This is a genomic window from Ureibacillus sp. FSL K6-0165, assembly GCF_038004285.1.
Lineage (GTDB): Bacteria > Bacillota > Bacilli > Bacillales_A > Planococcaceae > Ureibacillus > Ureibacillus thermosphaericus.
The window spans coordinates 1527022-1544121 of record NZ_JBBOQS010000001.1 but is presented as its reverse complement, the minus strand read 5'-3'; the positions used below and the strand labels follow the sequence as shown (position 1 = coordinate 1544121).

Below are 17100 nucleotides of genomic sequence, written 5' to 3'. Positions count from 1 at the left end.
ACTATTCACCATCTCTCAATATTTAAAATAGCCCCTCTAAAATCGATTGGATACCGATTAATACCATAACGATTTGCAATACAAGAACAACCGTTTTTGATTTCAATCGTTTGTTTAAAGCTGAACCTAATTTCGCACCTACATAAGCCCCAACAATTACGGGAATTGTATAGTGCCAAGGGATATTTCCTAAATATATATGACTCATCGAGTTGACTAATGATGTTAAAAACACCATAAACATCGAAGTAGCAACTGCAACATGTGGTGGAAAACGGAACAATAACACCATTGCAGGAACAAGTAATGAACCTCCACCTATGCCAAATAATCCTGAAATCATGCCGACAAAGAAGGAAAAGAGAACAGCAAACCATATAGGATAGCCATATTCGAAACTTTGGCCTTGGCGATCTGTAAAACTTCTTTTTAATCCGTGATCAATAAACCAGTTAATGGGCTTTAACTTATCTCGTACAAACAATATTGTTGACAAAACGATTAGTAAAAAACCGAAATATAAATTAAATGAATCAATATCCAACCCTTTGTTTAACCAAGCGCCCAATATTGTACCTGGTGCACTACCTATAAAAAAAATTAATCCGCTTATGAAATCCACTTGTTTTGATCTCATATATGAAATCGTTGAAGACAAGCCTATGAAAATCATCATGATTACAGATAAACCAACGACTCGCTGCGGAGTAATGTCAGGAAAAAAGCCTAAATTAATACCGAAAAAAAGCGTTGCTGGTATTAAAATAACCCCTCCCCCTAATCCAACTAACGAACCTAATATTCCAGCACAAAGTGCGATGATGGAAAGAAGTAAATATCCCATTAAAATTCCCCTTCAAAAAGATTTAATTGCTTCGGTGCAAGACCTTCAAAATTGATATTTAAAATTTCTTGAAACATTTTTGCGTTACTTGCTGCATGATGCCCTGAATTGTTGTTAAAAAGTACAAAAACTTCTTCCGCATTGGATTCCAAATCTTTTATTTTGTTTGCTAAATCTTCTAGCTCCTCTTTTGCATAGTCGTATAAAAAACGAACCTCTCTCCAATTAGGAGCACCCGAATTACGCCATCCAAAAACATTTCTTCCATGCAAACGGACAAGTACTTTCTTATTTGTTACTTTCGGAACGAAGGGCACTGAACCAATACCGGCTTGTGGTTCATCGCAAACGGTATGAATTAGTCCATTTTCTCTTAAAAATTGAATCGTTGCTTCCTCTCTATCACTTTGAAACCAAGTTTGGTTACGAAATTCAATAGCAATTGGAAACTCTTCTAATTGTTGTTTAACATATAAAATATACTTTACATTTTGAGAGGTACAATCAAACCATGGTGGGAATTGGACTAGTACCATAGCTAATTTATTGGACTTGTGAAAGGCATTGGCACATTGGCGAAATGCTTCAAACATTTCTTGTCGGTTTTGATACGGAATATTATCTCTACCATGACCGGTCATTCCTTGATATGCCTTCACGATAAATTGGAAATTTTCTGGCGTTTCCTCTATCCACTTTTCAACATTTTTCACTGATGGAATTGCATAAAAGGATGTATCTACTTCCACTATTGGGAAATGACCACTGTAATCAAAAAGCCTATCTCTTTTTGTGGAGTTTTCACGATATATTGAAGGATGGTCACCCCATCCAGTAAGACCAATTTTTATCATTTCTTTCTCTCCATTTTACCTCATTATGTTGTATATAAAAAAGTATAAACGATTATACAAAAAAAGTTCGATTAAGCAATACGCAAATCGAACTCTTTCCAACTTGATTACTTTGGTCATGTCTCAAGAAATTTGGGAACGAATGATTACACTCATTAAATAGGATGATTTAATAAGCGTATTTTTTACTCTTAACTATAATTTAATTTGACGCATTCCAACTAAAGCGTATTTAGCAAAAATAAAAGACCATAAAATAGCAATTGCTACTTAGATGGCCTCTAGTTTTCTCGTCGGATAGAAATTATTAATTGCTCTATAAAAATATAACTATTATATTGAGAAATCTTCCGGTATGAACACTTTTAATTGTTTTGGGCGAACATACACGATATCCCCTTTTTGAATTTCTAGATTTTTATAATGTTCCTTTGTTAATTCAGCCTCTAAAAATTCACCATTATCTTCCCTTTTTAATTCTATTTGTACAGTTGGGCCAACGATATGAATAAACGTGATTTTTGCGGCAACTGTTTCGTTGTCAACTTTTTCTTTTTCAATTTGAATGTCATGAGGACGAACATATCCAACTGCCTCATCATGGGAATCAAGATAATTTGGAGCACTGATTTCAAATTGCCCCTGTCTTAGCTTTCCATTTTGTAAACGTCCACGAAAAATATTTACGTTTCCTAAGAAGTCATAAACAAAAGGACTTTTTGGGTTCTCATATACTTCATCTGGTGTACCAATTTGCTCGATTTTTCCATTATTCATGACAATAATGCGATCTGCCACATCAAGTGCTTCTTCCTGATCATGGGTAACAAAAATGCTTGTCACGTGAAACTCATTATGCAGTTGGCGCAGCCACCTTCGCAACTCTTTTCTCACTTTTGCGTCTAAAGCGCCAAACGGTTCGTCGAGCAATAATACTTTCGGTTCGACTGCAAGTGCTCTCGCTAATGCAACTCGTTGACGCTGACCACCAGAAAGTTGTGAAGGATATCGATCTTGAAAGTTTTGAAGTTTAACAAGCTCCAATAATTCATTAACTTTTTTTGCAATTTCTTGCTTGGAAGGTCTCGTTTTTCTCGGACGCACTTTTAATCCGTATGCAACATTTTCAAACACAGTCATATGACGGAATAACGCATAATGTTGGAAAACAAAACCGACTTTTCTCTCCTTTGGACTTACATTTGTAATATTTTCGCCATCAAAATAGATTGCTCCTTCATCAAGCCCTTCTAACCCTGCAAGAATACGTAATAGCGTGGTTTTCCCAGATCCAGAGGGGCCTAGTAGTGCAATTAATTCACCAGATTCGATATCAACTGAAATATCTTTCAGCGCTTGAAATGAGCCGAAAGATTTTGATACATTTTTTACTTGAATGCTCATAAGCTCTCCCTACTTTACACATCTTTAGCTTTCCATGAAACAATATTTTTAATAATGATTGTAATAATCGCTAACACTGACATGATGGAAGCGACAGCAAAAGCCGCTGTAAATTGATATTCGTTATATAAAATTTCAATATGCAACGGCATTGTATTAGTTAATCCTCGAATATGTCCCGATACAACAGAAACAGCGCCAAACTCACCAATTGCACGGGCATTACATAATATTAAGCCGTACAATAATCCCCATTTAATATTTGGCAACGTGACATAGAGAAATGTTTTCAACCCGCTTGCTCCCAGCGAAATAGAAGCTTCTTCCTCAGTTACTCCTTGTGTTTGCATTAAAGGAATCAGCTCCCTTGCAATGAAGGGAAATGTCACGAACAATGTAGCAAGGATGATGCCCGGTAATGCAAATACAATTTTTATATCATGTTCAAAGAGCCATTCACCAAACAATCCTTGAGCACCGAAAAGTAAAATAAAAATTAAACCTGCAATTACTGGGGAGACGGCAAATGGCAAGTCAATAAGTGTTATTAATAAATTTTTTCCCTTAAAAGAAAACTTCGTAATCAACCAAGCAGCTACAATTCCGAAAATCGCATTCAATGGTACGACAATCAGTGCAACGGTAATAGTTAGTTTAATTGCTGCTAGTGCATCTGGATGAACAATCGATGCAACATACGTTTCCCAACCTTTTTCGAAGGCAGTGACAAATATCGAAATCAACGGAAGTATTAAAAATAGGCTAATATAAAGGAATGAAATCGTAATCAATGACCACTTTACAGTTGCTGATTCTTTCAAAGAATAAGAGTTACTGGTTGTTCTTGTAACAACGGGCACTTCTTGTTTTACCTCCAATGGTTTGGTCATTACTTGCCCTCCTCATTAATGATAAAATTTCCTATTCATTCGCCATTGAATGAAATTAATAAATAGCAGGATGATAAACGAACCCGATAACATGACAATTGCGATTGCTGTTGCACCAACATAATCGTATTGTTCAAGCTTTGTCATAATAATAAGCGGAGTAATTTCCGTTTTCATCGGCATATTCCCAGCAATAAATACGACGGATCCGTACTCACCAAGAGCTCGAGAAAATGCTAACGAAAAACCTGTAATCATTGCTGGATATAGTTCAGGTAAAATTATTTTCACAAATGTTTGGAATCTAGTTGCCCCTAAACTGGCTGAAGCTTCTTCTACTTCTTTACTTAAATTTTGCAAGACTGGCTGCACCGTTCGAACGACAAATGGCAACCCAATAAATGTGAGGGCAATAATAATCCCAAGCGGCGTATAAGAAATTTTAAAATCAAAAAATTGCCCAATCCAACCATTCGGTGCATACAGTGTTGTAAGCGCAATCCCTGCAACCGCCGTTGGTAATGCAAAAGGCAAATCAACAAGACCGTCAATGATTTTCCTTCCTGGAAACTCATATCGAATAAGCACCCATGCAATCATCGTTCCAAAGAAAACATTGATTAATCCAGCAACGAAAGCCGTTCCAAAACTTAATTTATAAGAGGCTACTGCCCGAGGATGGGTAATCGTTTCGTAAAATTCACTCCAACTCATTGATAGCGTATTTACAATAATCATCGATAAAGGCAATAGGACAATCATGCTTAAATAAAGCATCGTATATCCAAAGGTCAAAGAAAAACCAGGAATAATAGTAGTTTTTTTCCTTCTTTTTAATGATAATTCCACTCTCACCATCTCCATAATGAAGATTCAGCATAAAGGAGGAGTCATACTTCTCCTTTATGCTTTTATTTCGAAAAATTCAGTTTTCTCAAATGATGCTTCCCGTTCAGATGTTGATGGTGGTTTATTCAAAGTTAATTTATTTCATTCCATCCCAAAATTAACACTTTACGTAGAAGCATATATTTTGTATTATTGATAAATTTCATCAAATGTTCCGCCATCTGCGAAATGGGTTTTCTGGGCTTCTTGCCACCCGCCAAATTCATCAATAGTAATTAACTCTAAAGTTTGGAATTGATTTTTAAATTTTTCCAACACTTTTTCATCACGAGGGCGATAGAAGTTTTTCGCTGCAATTTCTTGCCCTTTTTCGCTGTATAAATAGTTCAAGTAAGCTTCTGCTACTTCGCGAGTTCCTTTTTTATCAACGATTTTGTCGACAATTGCCACTGGTGGTTCAGCTAAAATACTTAAAGAAGGTGTCACAATTTCAAATTCATCTTCCCCGAATTCTGCAAGAGAAAGATATGCTTCATTTTCCCATGCGATTAACACATCACCAATACCACGTTCTACGAAAGTCGTTGTAGATCCACGTGCACCCGAGTCTAATACTTCAACATTGCTATATAAATCTTTCATGAATTGTTTTATTTTTGTTTCGTCACCATTAAACTTTTTATTTGCAAACGCCCATGCTGCTAAGTAGTTCCATCGTGCACCACCGCTTGTTTTTGGATTAGGTGTAATGACCGAAATGCCTTCTTTCGTTAAGTCATCCCAATCTTGAATGTTTTTCGGATTTCCTTTTCTAACTAAAAAAACGATTGTTGATGTATATGGTGAAGAATTGTTTTCAAATTCTGTTTGCCAATCTTCATTTAATAATTGTCGAGTTTGTGCTATTTCATCAATATCATAAGCTAATGCAAGCGTCACAACATCCGCTTCAATTCCATCAATTACTGATCTTGCTTGTTTTCCTGAACCTCCATGAGATTGCTGAATTGTTACTTCCTGACCTGTTTGTTCTTTCCAATAAGCCGCAAATTCTTTATTAAATTCTTCATATAATTCACGTGTTGGGTCATAAGAAACATTTAGCAACTCAACTGGTTTAGAAGTATTGTTTTCGCTCGCATTGTTGTTTGTAGATGCATTATCATTTGACTGTTCTTGTTTGCCACATGCTGCTAACAATAAAATAAGTAAGGCAATTCCTAATAAAAGTTTTTTTCTCATCTCATTCTCCCCTTTTCTTTTCATAAAATAATAGAAGGTTGCTTACATTCCCCTTTTAATCCAAGGAATAAATAAGCAACCTTCAGTTTGTCTGATCGGTTTTCGAATGAAACCATTATTCTTTTTCTTTGAAACATACAATAATCCAATTTTTCCGATTAGTCAACATGGTTTTATAAATTTTTAAAAAATCATTTTTAATATTGATAAATTCAATAAAAATAGTATACTTTAAATAAAATTACATTTCTAAAATTTTTTATAACTTGATACGCTGACTAGAACACTAGAGGCGTTTTAATGTAAATTCTCTTTTTTGTTTACATTAAAACGCCTCTTTTTTATTGAAAGGAGGAATCGCATGCTAACGTATCACACATGGCAAGATTCATTGATAGATTTTGAAGTGGATGAAACTTATAAAGGGGCATTGAATGTTTTACATTGGACCTATGACCATTACGGAGATGATGTGATTTATGCATGTAGCTTTGGCATCGAAGGCATTGTGTTAATTGATCTAATCTCAAAAGTAAAGCCTGATGCGAACATTGTGTTTTTAGACACGGATGTTCATTTTAAAGAAACATATGAAACAATTGAAAAAGTTAAAGAAAAATATCCCCAATTAAATATTGAGTTAAAGAGGCCTTCTATTTCCTTAGAAGAACAAGCGAAATTATATGGGGATGAACTTTGGAAAACTAACCCGAATAAATGTTGTGAAATACGAAAAATAATCCCTCTCCATGAAACGTTAACAGGAGCAAAAGCATGGATATCTGGTTTACGCCGTGAACAATCTGAAACGAGAAGACATGTGGAGTTTATTAACAAAGATAATAAATTTCAATCGATAAAAATATGCCCACTCATTCATTGGACATGGAAAGATGTATGGCGTTACGTAAGCAAACATCAACTAACATACAACCCTCTTCACGACCAGGGGTATCCGAGTATTGGTTGCGCTCATTGCACAAAACCAGCTTATACAATGGATGACTTGCGTTCAGGAAGATGGGCAGGTCTCAATAAAACAGAATGCGGATTACATGTTGATTAGGAGGATGGAACAATGACAATTCAACCCCACGGTGGAGAATTAATTAATCGATTTAACCCAAATGAAAAATACGAGCATCTGCAATTAGAAATTCCTCTAGATGGAATTGCATTAAGTGATTTGGAGTTAATCGGAGTAGGCGCTTACAGTCCATTAGATGGATTTTTATCACAAGAAGATTATAAAAGTGTTGTCGAAAACATGCGATTGGCTAGCGGCATTGTTTGGAGCATTCCGATCACATTACCTGTCACAGAAGAAGTTGCTGCTACATTAAAAGTTGGTGAAAAAGCGAAATTAGTATTTAATGGAGAAGTATACGGTACGATTGAAGTTCATGAAATTTACACACCCGATAAATCAATTGAAGCAAAAAATGTATATGGAACAGATGATTTAAACCACCCTGGCGTGAAAAAACTATTTGAACGTCCAAATGTATATGTTGGCGGAAAAGTAACGCTTGTGAAGAAAACAAAAAAATTATTCCCTGACTACACGTTCGACCCGAAAGAAACACGCGCTTTATTTGAAGAAAAAGGATGGAAATCGGTTGTTGGCTTCCAAACAAGAAATCCAGTGCATCGCGCGCATGAGTATATTCAAAAAGTAGCTCTTGAAATCGTGGATGGCCTTTTCTTAAATCCTTTAGTAGGAGAAACAAAGTCAGACGATATTCCAGCAAAAATTCGTATGGAAAGTTATGAAGTATTGCTCGATAAATATTATCCAAAAGACCGTGTGCAGTTAGGCGTATTCCTTGCAGCAATGCGCTATGCAGGACCAAGAGAAGCCATTTTCCATGCGCTTGTTCGAAAAAATTATGGCTGCACTCACTTTATTGTTGGTCGAGATCATGCAGGTGTCGGAAATTATTACGGAACATATGACGCACAAAAAATGTTTGACAACTTCACTCCAGAAGAAATCGGCATCACACCATTAAAATTTGAACATAGTTTCTATTGTACAGAATGCGACGGCATGGCAACAACTAAAACATGTCCACATGATGCTTCTTCTCGTATCATTTTATCCGGAACTAAAGTACGAGAAATGTTGCGTAATGGAGAGATCCCTCCAAGCACATTCAGCCGCAAAGAAGTAGTAGAAGTATTAATTCGCGGGCTTCGTGAAGAAGTTCATTCATAAGGAGTTGTTACAATGAGTTCAAACATCGTATGGCATAATACATCGATTACGAAAGCTGATTACCGAAAGAAAAATGGCCACCACAGCTTCATTCTTTGGTTTACCGGTTTATCTGCATCCGGAAAATCTTCCATTGCCAACGCATTGGCAAAAGAATTGTTTGACCGTGGAAATCAAGCCTTTGTACTGGATGGCGATAATATTCGCCACGGTTTAAATAAGGATTTAGGATTCGATGAACAATCAAGAAAAGAAAACATCCGTCGAATCGGTGAAGTTTCAAAACTATTTGTGGAAAGCGGACAAATCGTGTTGACGGCTTTTATTTCACCATATAAAGAAGACCGTGCTTTAGTGAGATCCCTTGTTGATGAGGGTGAATTCATCGAAGTATATGTGAAATGTTCTATTGAAGAATGTGAACGAAGAGATCCAAAAGGGTTGTATAAAAAAGCGCGAAATCATGAAATTCCGAACTTTACGGGCATTTCTGCTCCTTATGAAGCACCAGATCATCCTGAAATTGTTGTAGATAGCGAAAAATATTCTATTGAGGAATGCACAGCTCAATTGATTGATTTTTTAATTGAAAAAGGATATATCAAATAATAAAAATTGTATAGAAAACTCCCCCTCAATATAGAGTAAAGAAGCAGGGCTTATTTTCCCCTGCTTCTTTTTATGTTAAATTTTCTTAAAATATAAATTTTGAGATTCCAGCCTGCGGATATTAGTCATTCTCGGAAACTTATTAGCCATTCGAAGCAGGATATTAGTCAACTTCTTCCATATATTAGTCAACGAGAAAATTTTGTGCTTCCAGGCTGCAGATATTAGTCATTCTCAGGAACTTATTAGCCATTCGTAATACGATATTAGTCAACTTCTTCCCTTTATTTGCCAATGGAAAAAATTTGAGCTTTCAGTCTGCAGATATTAGTCATTCTCGGAAACTTATTAGCCATTCGTAATACGATATTAGTCAACTTCATCCCTTTATTTGCCAATGGAAAAAATTTGAGCTTTCAGGCTGCAGATATTAGTCATTCTCGGGAACTTATTAGCCATTCGTAGCACGATATTAGTCAACTTCTTCCTAATATTAGCCAATGAAATAAATTTGAGCTTTCAGTCTGCGGATATTAGTCATTCTCGGGAACTTATTAGTCAATCGGAGCACGATATTAGTCAACTTCTTCCTAATATTAGCCAACGAAAAATTTTAACTCTACGGAGCGTTTGTTGATACTAAACATATAACCCCCTAAGATGGAAATAGGTCAGGAGGAGAAAAGATGGATAATCGTAAAGTTGGAGAATTAATTTATAACTTGCGGAAAGAAAAAGGGTTGACGCAGAAACAATTAGCTGAACAAATGAACATTTCCGATCGAACAGTTTCAAAATGGGAACGTGGACATGGTTGTCCAGATATCTCACTATTACCAAGTTTATCTACCTTATTGGGAGTCAATATAGAAAATATCTTAGAAGGTGAATTAACTTCTAATCAATTTGTAGGAGGAAATATGAAAAATTCGAATTTTTTTGTCTGTCCAACATGCAATAATATTGTATTAGCAACTGGAGATATAACCCTGTCTTGCTGTGGGAGAAAATTAGAACAATTAGTAGCAAAGGAAGCAACAGACGAAGAAAAGCTATCAATTACAGAAATTGAAAATGAATGGTTTATTTCAAGCAATCATTCTATGAAAAAAGATCATTATATATCCTTTATTGCTATTGCTACTGATGATCAAATTCAAATTATTAAACAGTACCCTGAATGGGGTATACAAATACGTATCCCGAAACATAAACATAGCAAACTATTATGGTATGATACTCAATTTGGTTTATATTACCAAATTTTATAATTACTTGCTAAACTTCATACTGGTTATTTTTCTCCCTCACTTTGTTCATATATTTCAAAAGTGAGGTCTTCTTTTGAATGAAACCTAATAGGAGTTGCATGAAATGAATGAACCTTTAAATAAATCGATTGACTTAGCAAAACCAATGATTTCCTTCCTCATACCTGTCATTTTTGCAAGTGCTTTTCAATCATTAGGTCAAGTATTTGGAATGATGTTCATTGGGCAAATACTTGGAGTAAATTCTTTGGCAGCTTTTTCTGCATTCTTCCCTCTATTCTTTTTTTTAATGTCCTTTGCAATAGGAATTGGATCTGGTAGTTCCATTCTAATTGGGCAAACGTACGGTGGAGGAAATATCTTAAAAATGAAGGAAGTTGTTGGAGTCACTTTGGCATTTACGATGATTATATCCTTTGCAGTCGCCGTAATCGGAGGGCTCTTTACAGAAGAAATTTTAAAATGGATGGGAACACCTGCGAATATTTTGATTGCAAGTGCAGAATATGCACGTATTTTATTTGTAACATTACCTATTACTTTCTTATATATGTGCTATACAACTTTTATGAGAGGTGTTGGCGATTCAAAAACACCTTTTTATTTCTTATTAATTAGTATCTTTTTAAATATGGCCTTGATTCCAACTCTTGTTCTAGGGTGGTTAAGTTTACCGGAATTCGGATTAAACGGTGCTGCTTATGCTTCTGTATTATCCAATTTCATTACATTCGTGATTCTATTAGTGTATTTACACAAAAAAAATCATGTACTCAAATTAGATTCTTATACTTTGAAACATCTTCACTTGAAAGGCCCGATATTGAAAACTTTACTGAAATTAGCCATTCCTACAAGCATAAGTATGGTTACAATCGCATTGTCAGAAATTGCAGTCATCACTTTTGTCAATGATTATGGATCCAATGCAACGGCTGCATATGGAATCGTGAATCAAATTGCAAGTTACGTTCAAATACCAGCAATGAGTATATCCATTGCCATTTCAGTATTTGTTGCACAAGCCTTAGGTTCAGGTAACATTTCAAATATAAAACACATTACAAAAATATCAATAACTCTTAATTATGTTCTTGGCAGTATTCCAATTATTATTCTTTACCTGTTACCAATACCTATTTTAAGAATCTTTGTAGACAATTCTGATACGATTAATATAGCAAAAGGTCTGATTATCATCTCATTTTGGAGTTATTTAATTTTGGGTCACACACAGGCAATCTCAGCAACAATGAGGGCAACAGGTACTGTTCTTTGGCCAACAATTTTTACGATTACAAGTATTTTATTGATTGGAGTCCCAGTAGCATACTCCCTATCACATTTTACAGGACTTGGGATAGCAGGAATATGGCTCGCATATCCTGTTGCGTTCATATTCAATTTCTTGGCGCAATCTATTTACTACAAAGTTTATTGGAAAAAGAAATCTCTTAATGTATTAATTAATTAAAACCTACTATAAAAGAAGCTATTTTACAATTTTATGATACAATAAAATTGACTTTAAAAAAGGATTGATTCTTATGAAGAAAGCAGACAAGTCAGCCTCCTAAATTTACTTTATATTAAAAATTTAGGAGGCATAGCAAATGAACTTTCATAAAATTGATTTAGACAATTGGAAAAGAAAAGAGATATTTAATCATTTTTTGAACCAACAAACAACTTTTAGTATAACAACAGAAATTGAGATTACTGAGTTATACCGAAACATAAAAGAGAAAAAATATAAATTCTATCCTGCATTTATTTTCTTAGTGACAAAGGTGATAAACTCAAATGTAGCTTTTCGAACTGGTTATAATAGCAATGGAGAGTTAGGTTATTGGGATAGATTAGACCCAATTTATACAATTTTTGATAATGATTCTAAAACATTCTCAGGTATATGGACTCCTGTAAAAGATGACTTTAGAGAGTTTTACAATCTATACCTTTCTGATTTAGATCAATATAATGGTACAGGGAAATTGTTTCCCAAAACTCCTATACCCGAAAATACTTTTTCTATTTCCATTATTCCGTGGACTTCATTCACTGGGTTTAACTTAAATATCAATAATAATAGCAATTACCTTCTCCCCATTATTACAGCAGGAAAATTCATTCATAAAGGTAATTCCATCTATTTACCACTATCTTTACAAGTACATCATTCTGTTTGTGATGGCTATCATGCAGGATTGTTTATGAATACTATTCAGGAATTAGCAGATATACCTAATGACTGGCTTTTATAATTTGAGAAAAAACCGACTGTACTTTTACAGTCGGTTTTCTAATGCCACTAACCTTATTTTTTTCGTTCGAATATTTCCTGAAAAACGGTTCCAGTCTAGTTTAATTTGAACGAGCGAAAAATTGCTACGTCATAATATTACCGAAAAAGAAGAAGACGAACTTATAAAGTTCGCCTCCTACAGTAAACGATAATTCAAATCGGCAAAATAACTATTTATTAAATACCTTCCTCATAGCCCCTTGACATACAAAGGTTTTCCTCACATTAACCGATTGAACCTTCCATTTCAAACTTGATCAAGCGGTTCATCTCTACTGCGTATTCCATTGGAAGTTCGCGAGTGAATGGTTCAATGAATCCCATAACGATCATTTCTGTAGCTTCTTGCTCAGAAATACCGCGGCTCATGAGATAGAATAATTGTTCTTCTGATACTTTAGAAACTTTCGCTTCATGCTCAAGGGATACATTGTCATTAAATATTTCGTTATATGGAATTGTATCTGAAGCAGATTCATTGTCTAAAATTAATGTGTCACATTCAATATTTGCACGAGCACCGCTTGCTTTTGGACCGAAGCGGACAATACCACGATACGTTACTTTACCGCCTTGTTTTGAAATGGATTTTGACACGATTGTAGATGAAGTATTTGGTGCTAAGTGAATCATTTTTGCACCTGCATCTTGGTGTTGACCTTTACCCGCTAATGCGATGGATAACGTCATACCACGAGCACCTTCACCTTTTAAGATACAAGCAGGGTATTTCATTGTTAATTTTGAACCGATATTACCGTCAATCCATTCCATCGTACCATTTTCTTCAACGATTGTACGTTTTGTTACTAAGTTATATACGTTGTTAGACCAGTTTTGGATTGTTGTATAACGGCAATAAGCATTTTTCTTTACGATGATTTCAACAACCGCTGAGTGAAGTGAGCTTGTTGAATAAACTGGTGCTGTACAACCTTCAACATAATGCACATGGGCACCTTCATCAACGATAATTAATGTACGTTCGAATTGACCCATATTTTCAGAGTTAATTCGGAAGTATGCTTGAAGCGGTGTCTCCACTTTCACACCAGGTGGAACGTAAATGAATGAACCACCTGACCAAACTGCTGTATTTAGAGCAGCAAACTTGTTATCAGATGCTGGTACGACTGTTCCCCAATATTTTTTGAACAGTTCTTCGTTTTCTTGAAGAGCAGAATCTGTATCTTTAAAGATGATTCCCATTTCTTCAAGATCTTTTTTCATATTGTGGTAAACCACTTCTGATTCGTATTGTGCTGAAACTCCGGCTAAATATTTTTGTTCAGCTTCCGGAATACCTAATCGGTCGAAAGTTCGCTTAATTTCCTCAGGCACTTCATCCCAAGAGCGTTGTGTTGCTTCAGTTGGTTTTACATAGTAAGTAATTTCATCGAAGTCTAAAGCTGATAGGTCGCCACCCCATTGTGGCATTGGTTTTGAATAGAATATTTCAAGAGCCTTTAAGCGAGACTCGAGCATCCATTCTGGTTCATTTTTCATTTTTGAAATTTCACGGACGATTTCTTCGGTTAATCCACGTTTTGAACGGAATACAGAAACGTCCTTATCACGGAAACCGTATTTGTAATCGCCAATATCCGGCATTTGTTTTGCCATGTTCTCTCCTCCGTTCAAAGTTATTCTATCTCTTTGCTTACACCTTTTTCCATCGCTTTCCAAGCAAGAGTTGCACATTTTATGCGAGCTGGAAATTTTGATACGCCTTGTAGTGCAGCAATATCTCCTAATTCATCTAAAATTTCTTCATCAATTTCTTCTCCAAGCATCATTTTTGAGAAGATATCAGCTAATTTTAATGCCTCTTCCACTTTTTTCCCTTTAATTATTTCTGTCATCATAGAGGCAGATGACATGGAAATCGAACAGCCTTCACCATCAAATTTGGCATCTTCCACGATTCCATCATTGATTTTTAACGTAAGATGTATGCGGTCTCCACAAGTTGGGTTATTCATATCCACTGTTACATTATTTTCATCTAAGTACCCTTTATTGCGAGGTTTTTTGTAGTGCTCCATAATTACAGCACGATAAAGTTGATCTAAATTATTCAAAGACATTGTTAAAATACTCCTTCGCTGCGCGCAATCCTTCAACGAGAGCGTCGACATCTTCCTTATTGTTATAAATATAGAAGCTCGCTCTTGCAGTTGCAGAAACTTTCAACCATTTCATTAACGGTTGAGCACAATGATGTCCTGCACGAATTGCAATTCCTCTCATATCAAGTACAGTGGCAAGGTCATGAGGATGCACGCCATCTAAATTGAAAGTAATAAGACCGCAACGTTTTTTTGGATCTCTTGGACCGTAAATATGAAGGCCTTCAATTTTATCCATTTCAGATAAAGCATACTCGATTAATTCATGTTCATGATTAGCAATTTTATCTAATCCAATATTCGTTAAATAATCAATTGCAGCTCCCAATCCAATCGCCCCAGCGATATTTGGTGTACCGCCTTCAAACTTCCAAGGAAGCTCTTTCCAAGTAGAATCATATAAATCAACGAAGTCAATCATTTCACCGCCAAATTCAATTGGCTCTATATTTTCTAAAAGTTCCTGCTTACCGTATAGTACTCCGATACCTGTTGGCCCACACATTTTATGGCCAGAAAATGCTAAAAAGTCGCAATCTAAATCTTGAACATCAATTGGCATATGAGGTGCTGCCTGGGCTCCGTCAACCACCATTACCGCACCATTTTCATGCGCAATTTTAGCAACTTCTTTAATCGGGTTAATGGTGCCTAACACATTAGAAGCCATCGTCATTGCAACAATCTTTGTTTTTGGAGTAATCGTTTCTTTCACAGTATCTAAAGAGATTGTCCCGTCTTCTTCTAAATCAATGTACTTTAATACTGCATTTTTTTCCTTCGCTAGTTGTTGCCATGGAATTAGATTGGAATGATGTTCCATATATGTGATGACAATCTCGTCACCTTCTTGAACATTTTGTCTTCCATAAGCACTAGCAACCGTGTTTAAAGATGTTGTTGTTCCTCGAGTATAAATGATTTCTTTTGTTGATTTAGCATTAATAAATTTGCGGATTTTCTCGCGCGCCCCTTCATAAGAATCCGTTGCACGGTTTCCTAGCGTATGAACACCACGATGCACATTGGAATTATCAAAATCGTAATATTTACGAACAACTTCCAACACTTGAACAGGTTTTTGTGATGTTGCAGCGCTGTCAAGGTAAACGAGCGGATGACCGTTTACTTCTTGATTTAAGATAGGAAAATCTTTTCGAAATTCATTCATTAGCGAACTTTCCCTTCAATAACCTTCGTTAATTGATTCTTAACTCCTTCAATTGGCAATGAGCTTACAACCGGTGCAAGGAATCCATGGATGATTAAACGCTCTGCTTCTTCTTTTGAAATACCACGGCTCATCATATAGTACAGTTGAGTTGGATCAACTCGTCCAACAGATGCCGCGTGTCCTGCCATTACATCATCTTCATCGATTAATAAAATTGGGTTTGCATCACCGCGAGCTTTACTTGAAAGCATGAGTACACGGGATTCTTGTTGAGCATTTGATTTGGAAGCACCATGCTCGATTTTACCAATTCCGTTAAAGACAGATTGAGCAGCATCTTTCATTACTCCGTGAGTTAAAATGAAGCCTTCAGAGTTTTTACCCCAGTGACGAACTTCTGTTGTAAAGTTTTGCTTTTGACTTCCAGTACCAACAACAACTGTTTTTGTATCAGCACTTGAACCATCACCAACAAGATGAGTGATATTTTCAGAAATAGTATCTGAGTTGTTCATTAATCCTAATGCCCAGTTGATTTTTGCATCACGATACAAATGTCCACGGCGATTTACATATGTTGTATAGCCTTTTGCTAACACATCAACTGCACCGAAAGAAACTTGTGCATTGTCTAATGCAATAACTTCTTCAATTAAGTTCGCTTGTCCTTTTGCACTGTCAACTGTTGATAAGTAGTTTTCTACATAAGTGACAGAAGAATTTTTATCTGCAACCACTAATACATGATTAAATAATGAAGCTTCTTCATCATCATTTAGGAACACAACTTGAATCGGCTTTTCAATTACAACATTTTTTGGAACATATAAGAATACGCCGCCGTTTACTAATGCTGCATGGTAAGCAGTTAATTTATGTTCATCTAATTTAACAGCTGTTGTCATAAAATATTTTTGTACTAAATCACCATGTTCACGAACTGCTGTTAAGAAGTCTGTGAAAATCACACCTTGTGCTTTTAATTCTTCTGAAAGCTTTATAACTACCGGTGTGTTGTTTCTTTGAATATAAAGATTTTCTTGTTGTTCAATGTCAATTAAATCTTTTACTGCTTCAGGCAATTGCTCAATCGTGAAAGATTCACTTTTCACCGTATGTTTAGGGAAATTGATAAAATCCCACTTTTCAATATTTGTTTTATCTGGTTTAGGCATTGGTAAATCAGTAGCTTTTTCAATCGCAGCCGCACGTAAATCAGTAAACCATTTCGGTTCATTATTTAACTCAGAGAACGAGCGGACTTCACTAGCTGATAACGCCAATTTTGTTTCAACCGTCATCGATAATCGT

The 17100-nt window shown here is 35.6% G+C and carries 15 protein-coding genes and 1 pseudogene; 6 read left to right on the top strand and 10 right to left on the bottom strand.

Annotated features, from left to right (window positions below):
• Positions 1 to 22 precede the first annotated feature (22 nt).
• The 6 genes from NST00_RS07615 to NST00_RS07590 all read right to left on the bottom strand — a co-directional run bounded on the left by NST00_RS07615 (position 23) and on the right by NST00_RS07590 (position 6083).
• Positions 23 to 844, bottom strand: coding sequence for a sulfite exporter TauE/SafE family protein (locus tag NST00_RS07615; RefSeq protein WP_016839283.1), 822 nt, complete (start codon positions 842 to 844; stop codon positions 23 to 25).
• A complete protein-coding gene (locus NST00_RS07610) occupies positions 844 to 1698 on the bottom strand; it encodes a DUF72 domain-containing protein (RefSeq protein ID WP_340709828.1) in 855 nt (284 codons plus the stop codon). The genes NST00_RS07615 and NST00_RS07610 overlap by 1 nt, the downstream gene beginning before the upstream one ends.
• Positions 1699 to 2031: 333 nt before the next feature.
• Positions 2032 to 3102, bottom strand: a complete 1071-nt coding sequence (locus NST00_RS07605; RefSeq protein ID WP_016839281.1) for a sulfate/molybdate ABC transporter ATP-binding protein — start codon at positions 3100 to 3102, stop codon at positions 2032 to 2034.
• Between the two features lie 14 nt (positions 3103 to 3116).
• Positions 3117 to 3992: a sulfate ABC transporter permease subunit CysW gene (gene cysW / locus NST00_RS07600; RefSeq protein ID WP_247595817.1), complete on the bottom strand. Its 876-nt coding sequence runs from the start codon at positions 3990 to 3992 to the stop codon at positions 3117 to 3119.
• A 15-nt stretch (positions 3993 to 4007) separates the two neighbouring features.
• Positions 4008 to 4850: a sulfate ABC transporter permease subunit CysT gene (cysT, locus tag NST00_RS07595; RefSeq protein ID WP_096552552.1), complete on the bottom strand. Its 843-nt coding sequence runs from the start codon at positions 4848 to 4850 to the stop codon at positions 4008 to 4010.
• A 180-nt stretch (positions 4851 to 5030) separates the two neighbouring features.
• Complete coding sequence (locus NST00_RS07590; RefSeq protein ID WP_339288157.1) at positions 5031 to 6083, bottom strand: sulfate ABC transporter substrate-binding protein; 1053 nt, start codon at positions 6081 to 6083, stop codon at positions 5031 to 5033.
• A 361-nt stretch (positions 6084 to 6444) separates the two neighbouring features.
• On the opposite strand from NST00_RS07590, the gene NST00_RS07585 reads away from it, so the two are divergent.
• From NST00_RS07585 to catA, 6 genes and pseudogenes are all read left to right on the top strand, one after another.
• Entirely contained in the window at positions 6445 to 7149 is a 705-nt protein-coding gene (locus tag NST00_RS07585) for a phosphoadenylyl-sulfate reductase (RefSeq protein ID WP_016839276.1), read from the top strand.
• 12 nt (positions 7150 to 7161) lie between these two features.
• Positions 7162 to 8301, top strand: a complete 1140-nt coding sequence (gene sat, locus NST00_RS07580) for a sulfate adenylyltransferase (RefSeq protein WP_096551686.1) — start codon at positions 7162 to 7164, stop codon at positions 8299 to 8301.
• A gap of 12 nt (positions 8302 to 8313) precedes the next feature.
• Complete coding sequence (gene cysC, locus NST00_RS07575) at positions 8314 to 8910, top strand: adenylyl-sulfate kinase (protein WP_096551688.1); 597 nt, start codon at positions 8314 to 8316, stop codon at positions 8908 to 8910.
• A 686-nt stretch (positions 8911 to 9596) separates the two neighbouring features.
• Positions 9597 to 10181: a helix-turn-helix domain-containing protein gene (locus NST00_RS07570; RefSeq protein WP_096551690.1), complete on the top strand. Its 585-nt coding sequence runs from the start codon at positions 9597 to 9599 to the stop codon at positions 10179 to 10181.
• A gap of 103 nt (positions 10182 to 10284) precedes the next feature.
• Positions 10285 to 11655: an MATE family efflux transporter gene (locus tag NST00_RS07565; RefSeq protein WP_340709827.1), complete on the top strand. Its 1371-nt coding sequence runs from the start codon at positions 10285 to 10287 to the stop codon at positions 11653 to 11655.
• Positions 11656 to 11794: 139 nt separating this feature from the next.
• Positions 11795 to 12549 (top strand): annotated as a pseudogene (catA, locus tag NST00_RS07560) (type A chloramphenicol O-acetyltransferase).
• 162 nt (positions 12550 to 12711) lie between these two features.
• On the opposite strand, the gene sufB reads toward catA, so the two are convergent.
• From sufB to sufD, 4 genes are read right to left on the bottom strand one after another with little or no spacing between them, the layout of a single operon-like run.
• On the bottom strand, positions 12712 to 14109 hold the full coding sequence (gene sufB, locus NST00_RS07555; protein WP_016838671.1) for a Fe-S cluster assembly protein SufB: 1398 nt from the start codon (positions 14107 to 14109) through the stop codon (positions 12712 to 12714).
• A gap of 20 nt (positions 14110 to 14129) precedes the next feature.
• On the bottom strand, positions 14130 to 14573 hold the full coding sequence (sufU, locus tag NST00_RS07550) for a Fe-S cluster assembly sulfur transfer protein SufU (RefSeq protein ID WP_016838670.1): 444 nt from the start codon (positions 14571 to 14573) through the stop codon (positions 14130 to 14132).
• Complete coding sequence (locus NST00_RS07545; RefSeq protein WP_016838669.1) at positions 14560 to 15786, bottom strand: cysteine desulfurase; 1227 nt, start codon at positions 15784 to 15786, stop codon at positions 14560 to 14562. The genes sufU and NST00_RS07545 overlap by 14 nt, the downstream gene beginning before the upstream one ends.
• Positions 15786 to 17090: a Fe-S cluster assembly protein SufD gene (gene sufD, locus NST00_RS07540; protein WP_168411988.1), complete on the bottom strand. Its 1305-nt coding sequence runs from the start codon at positions 17088 to 17090 to the stop codon at positions 15786 to 15788. The genes NST00_RS07545 and sufD overlap by 1 nt, the downstream gene beginning before the upstream one ends.
• Between the last annotated feature and the right edge of the window lie 10 nt (positions 17091 to 17100).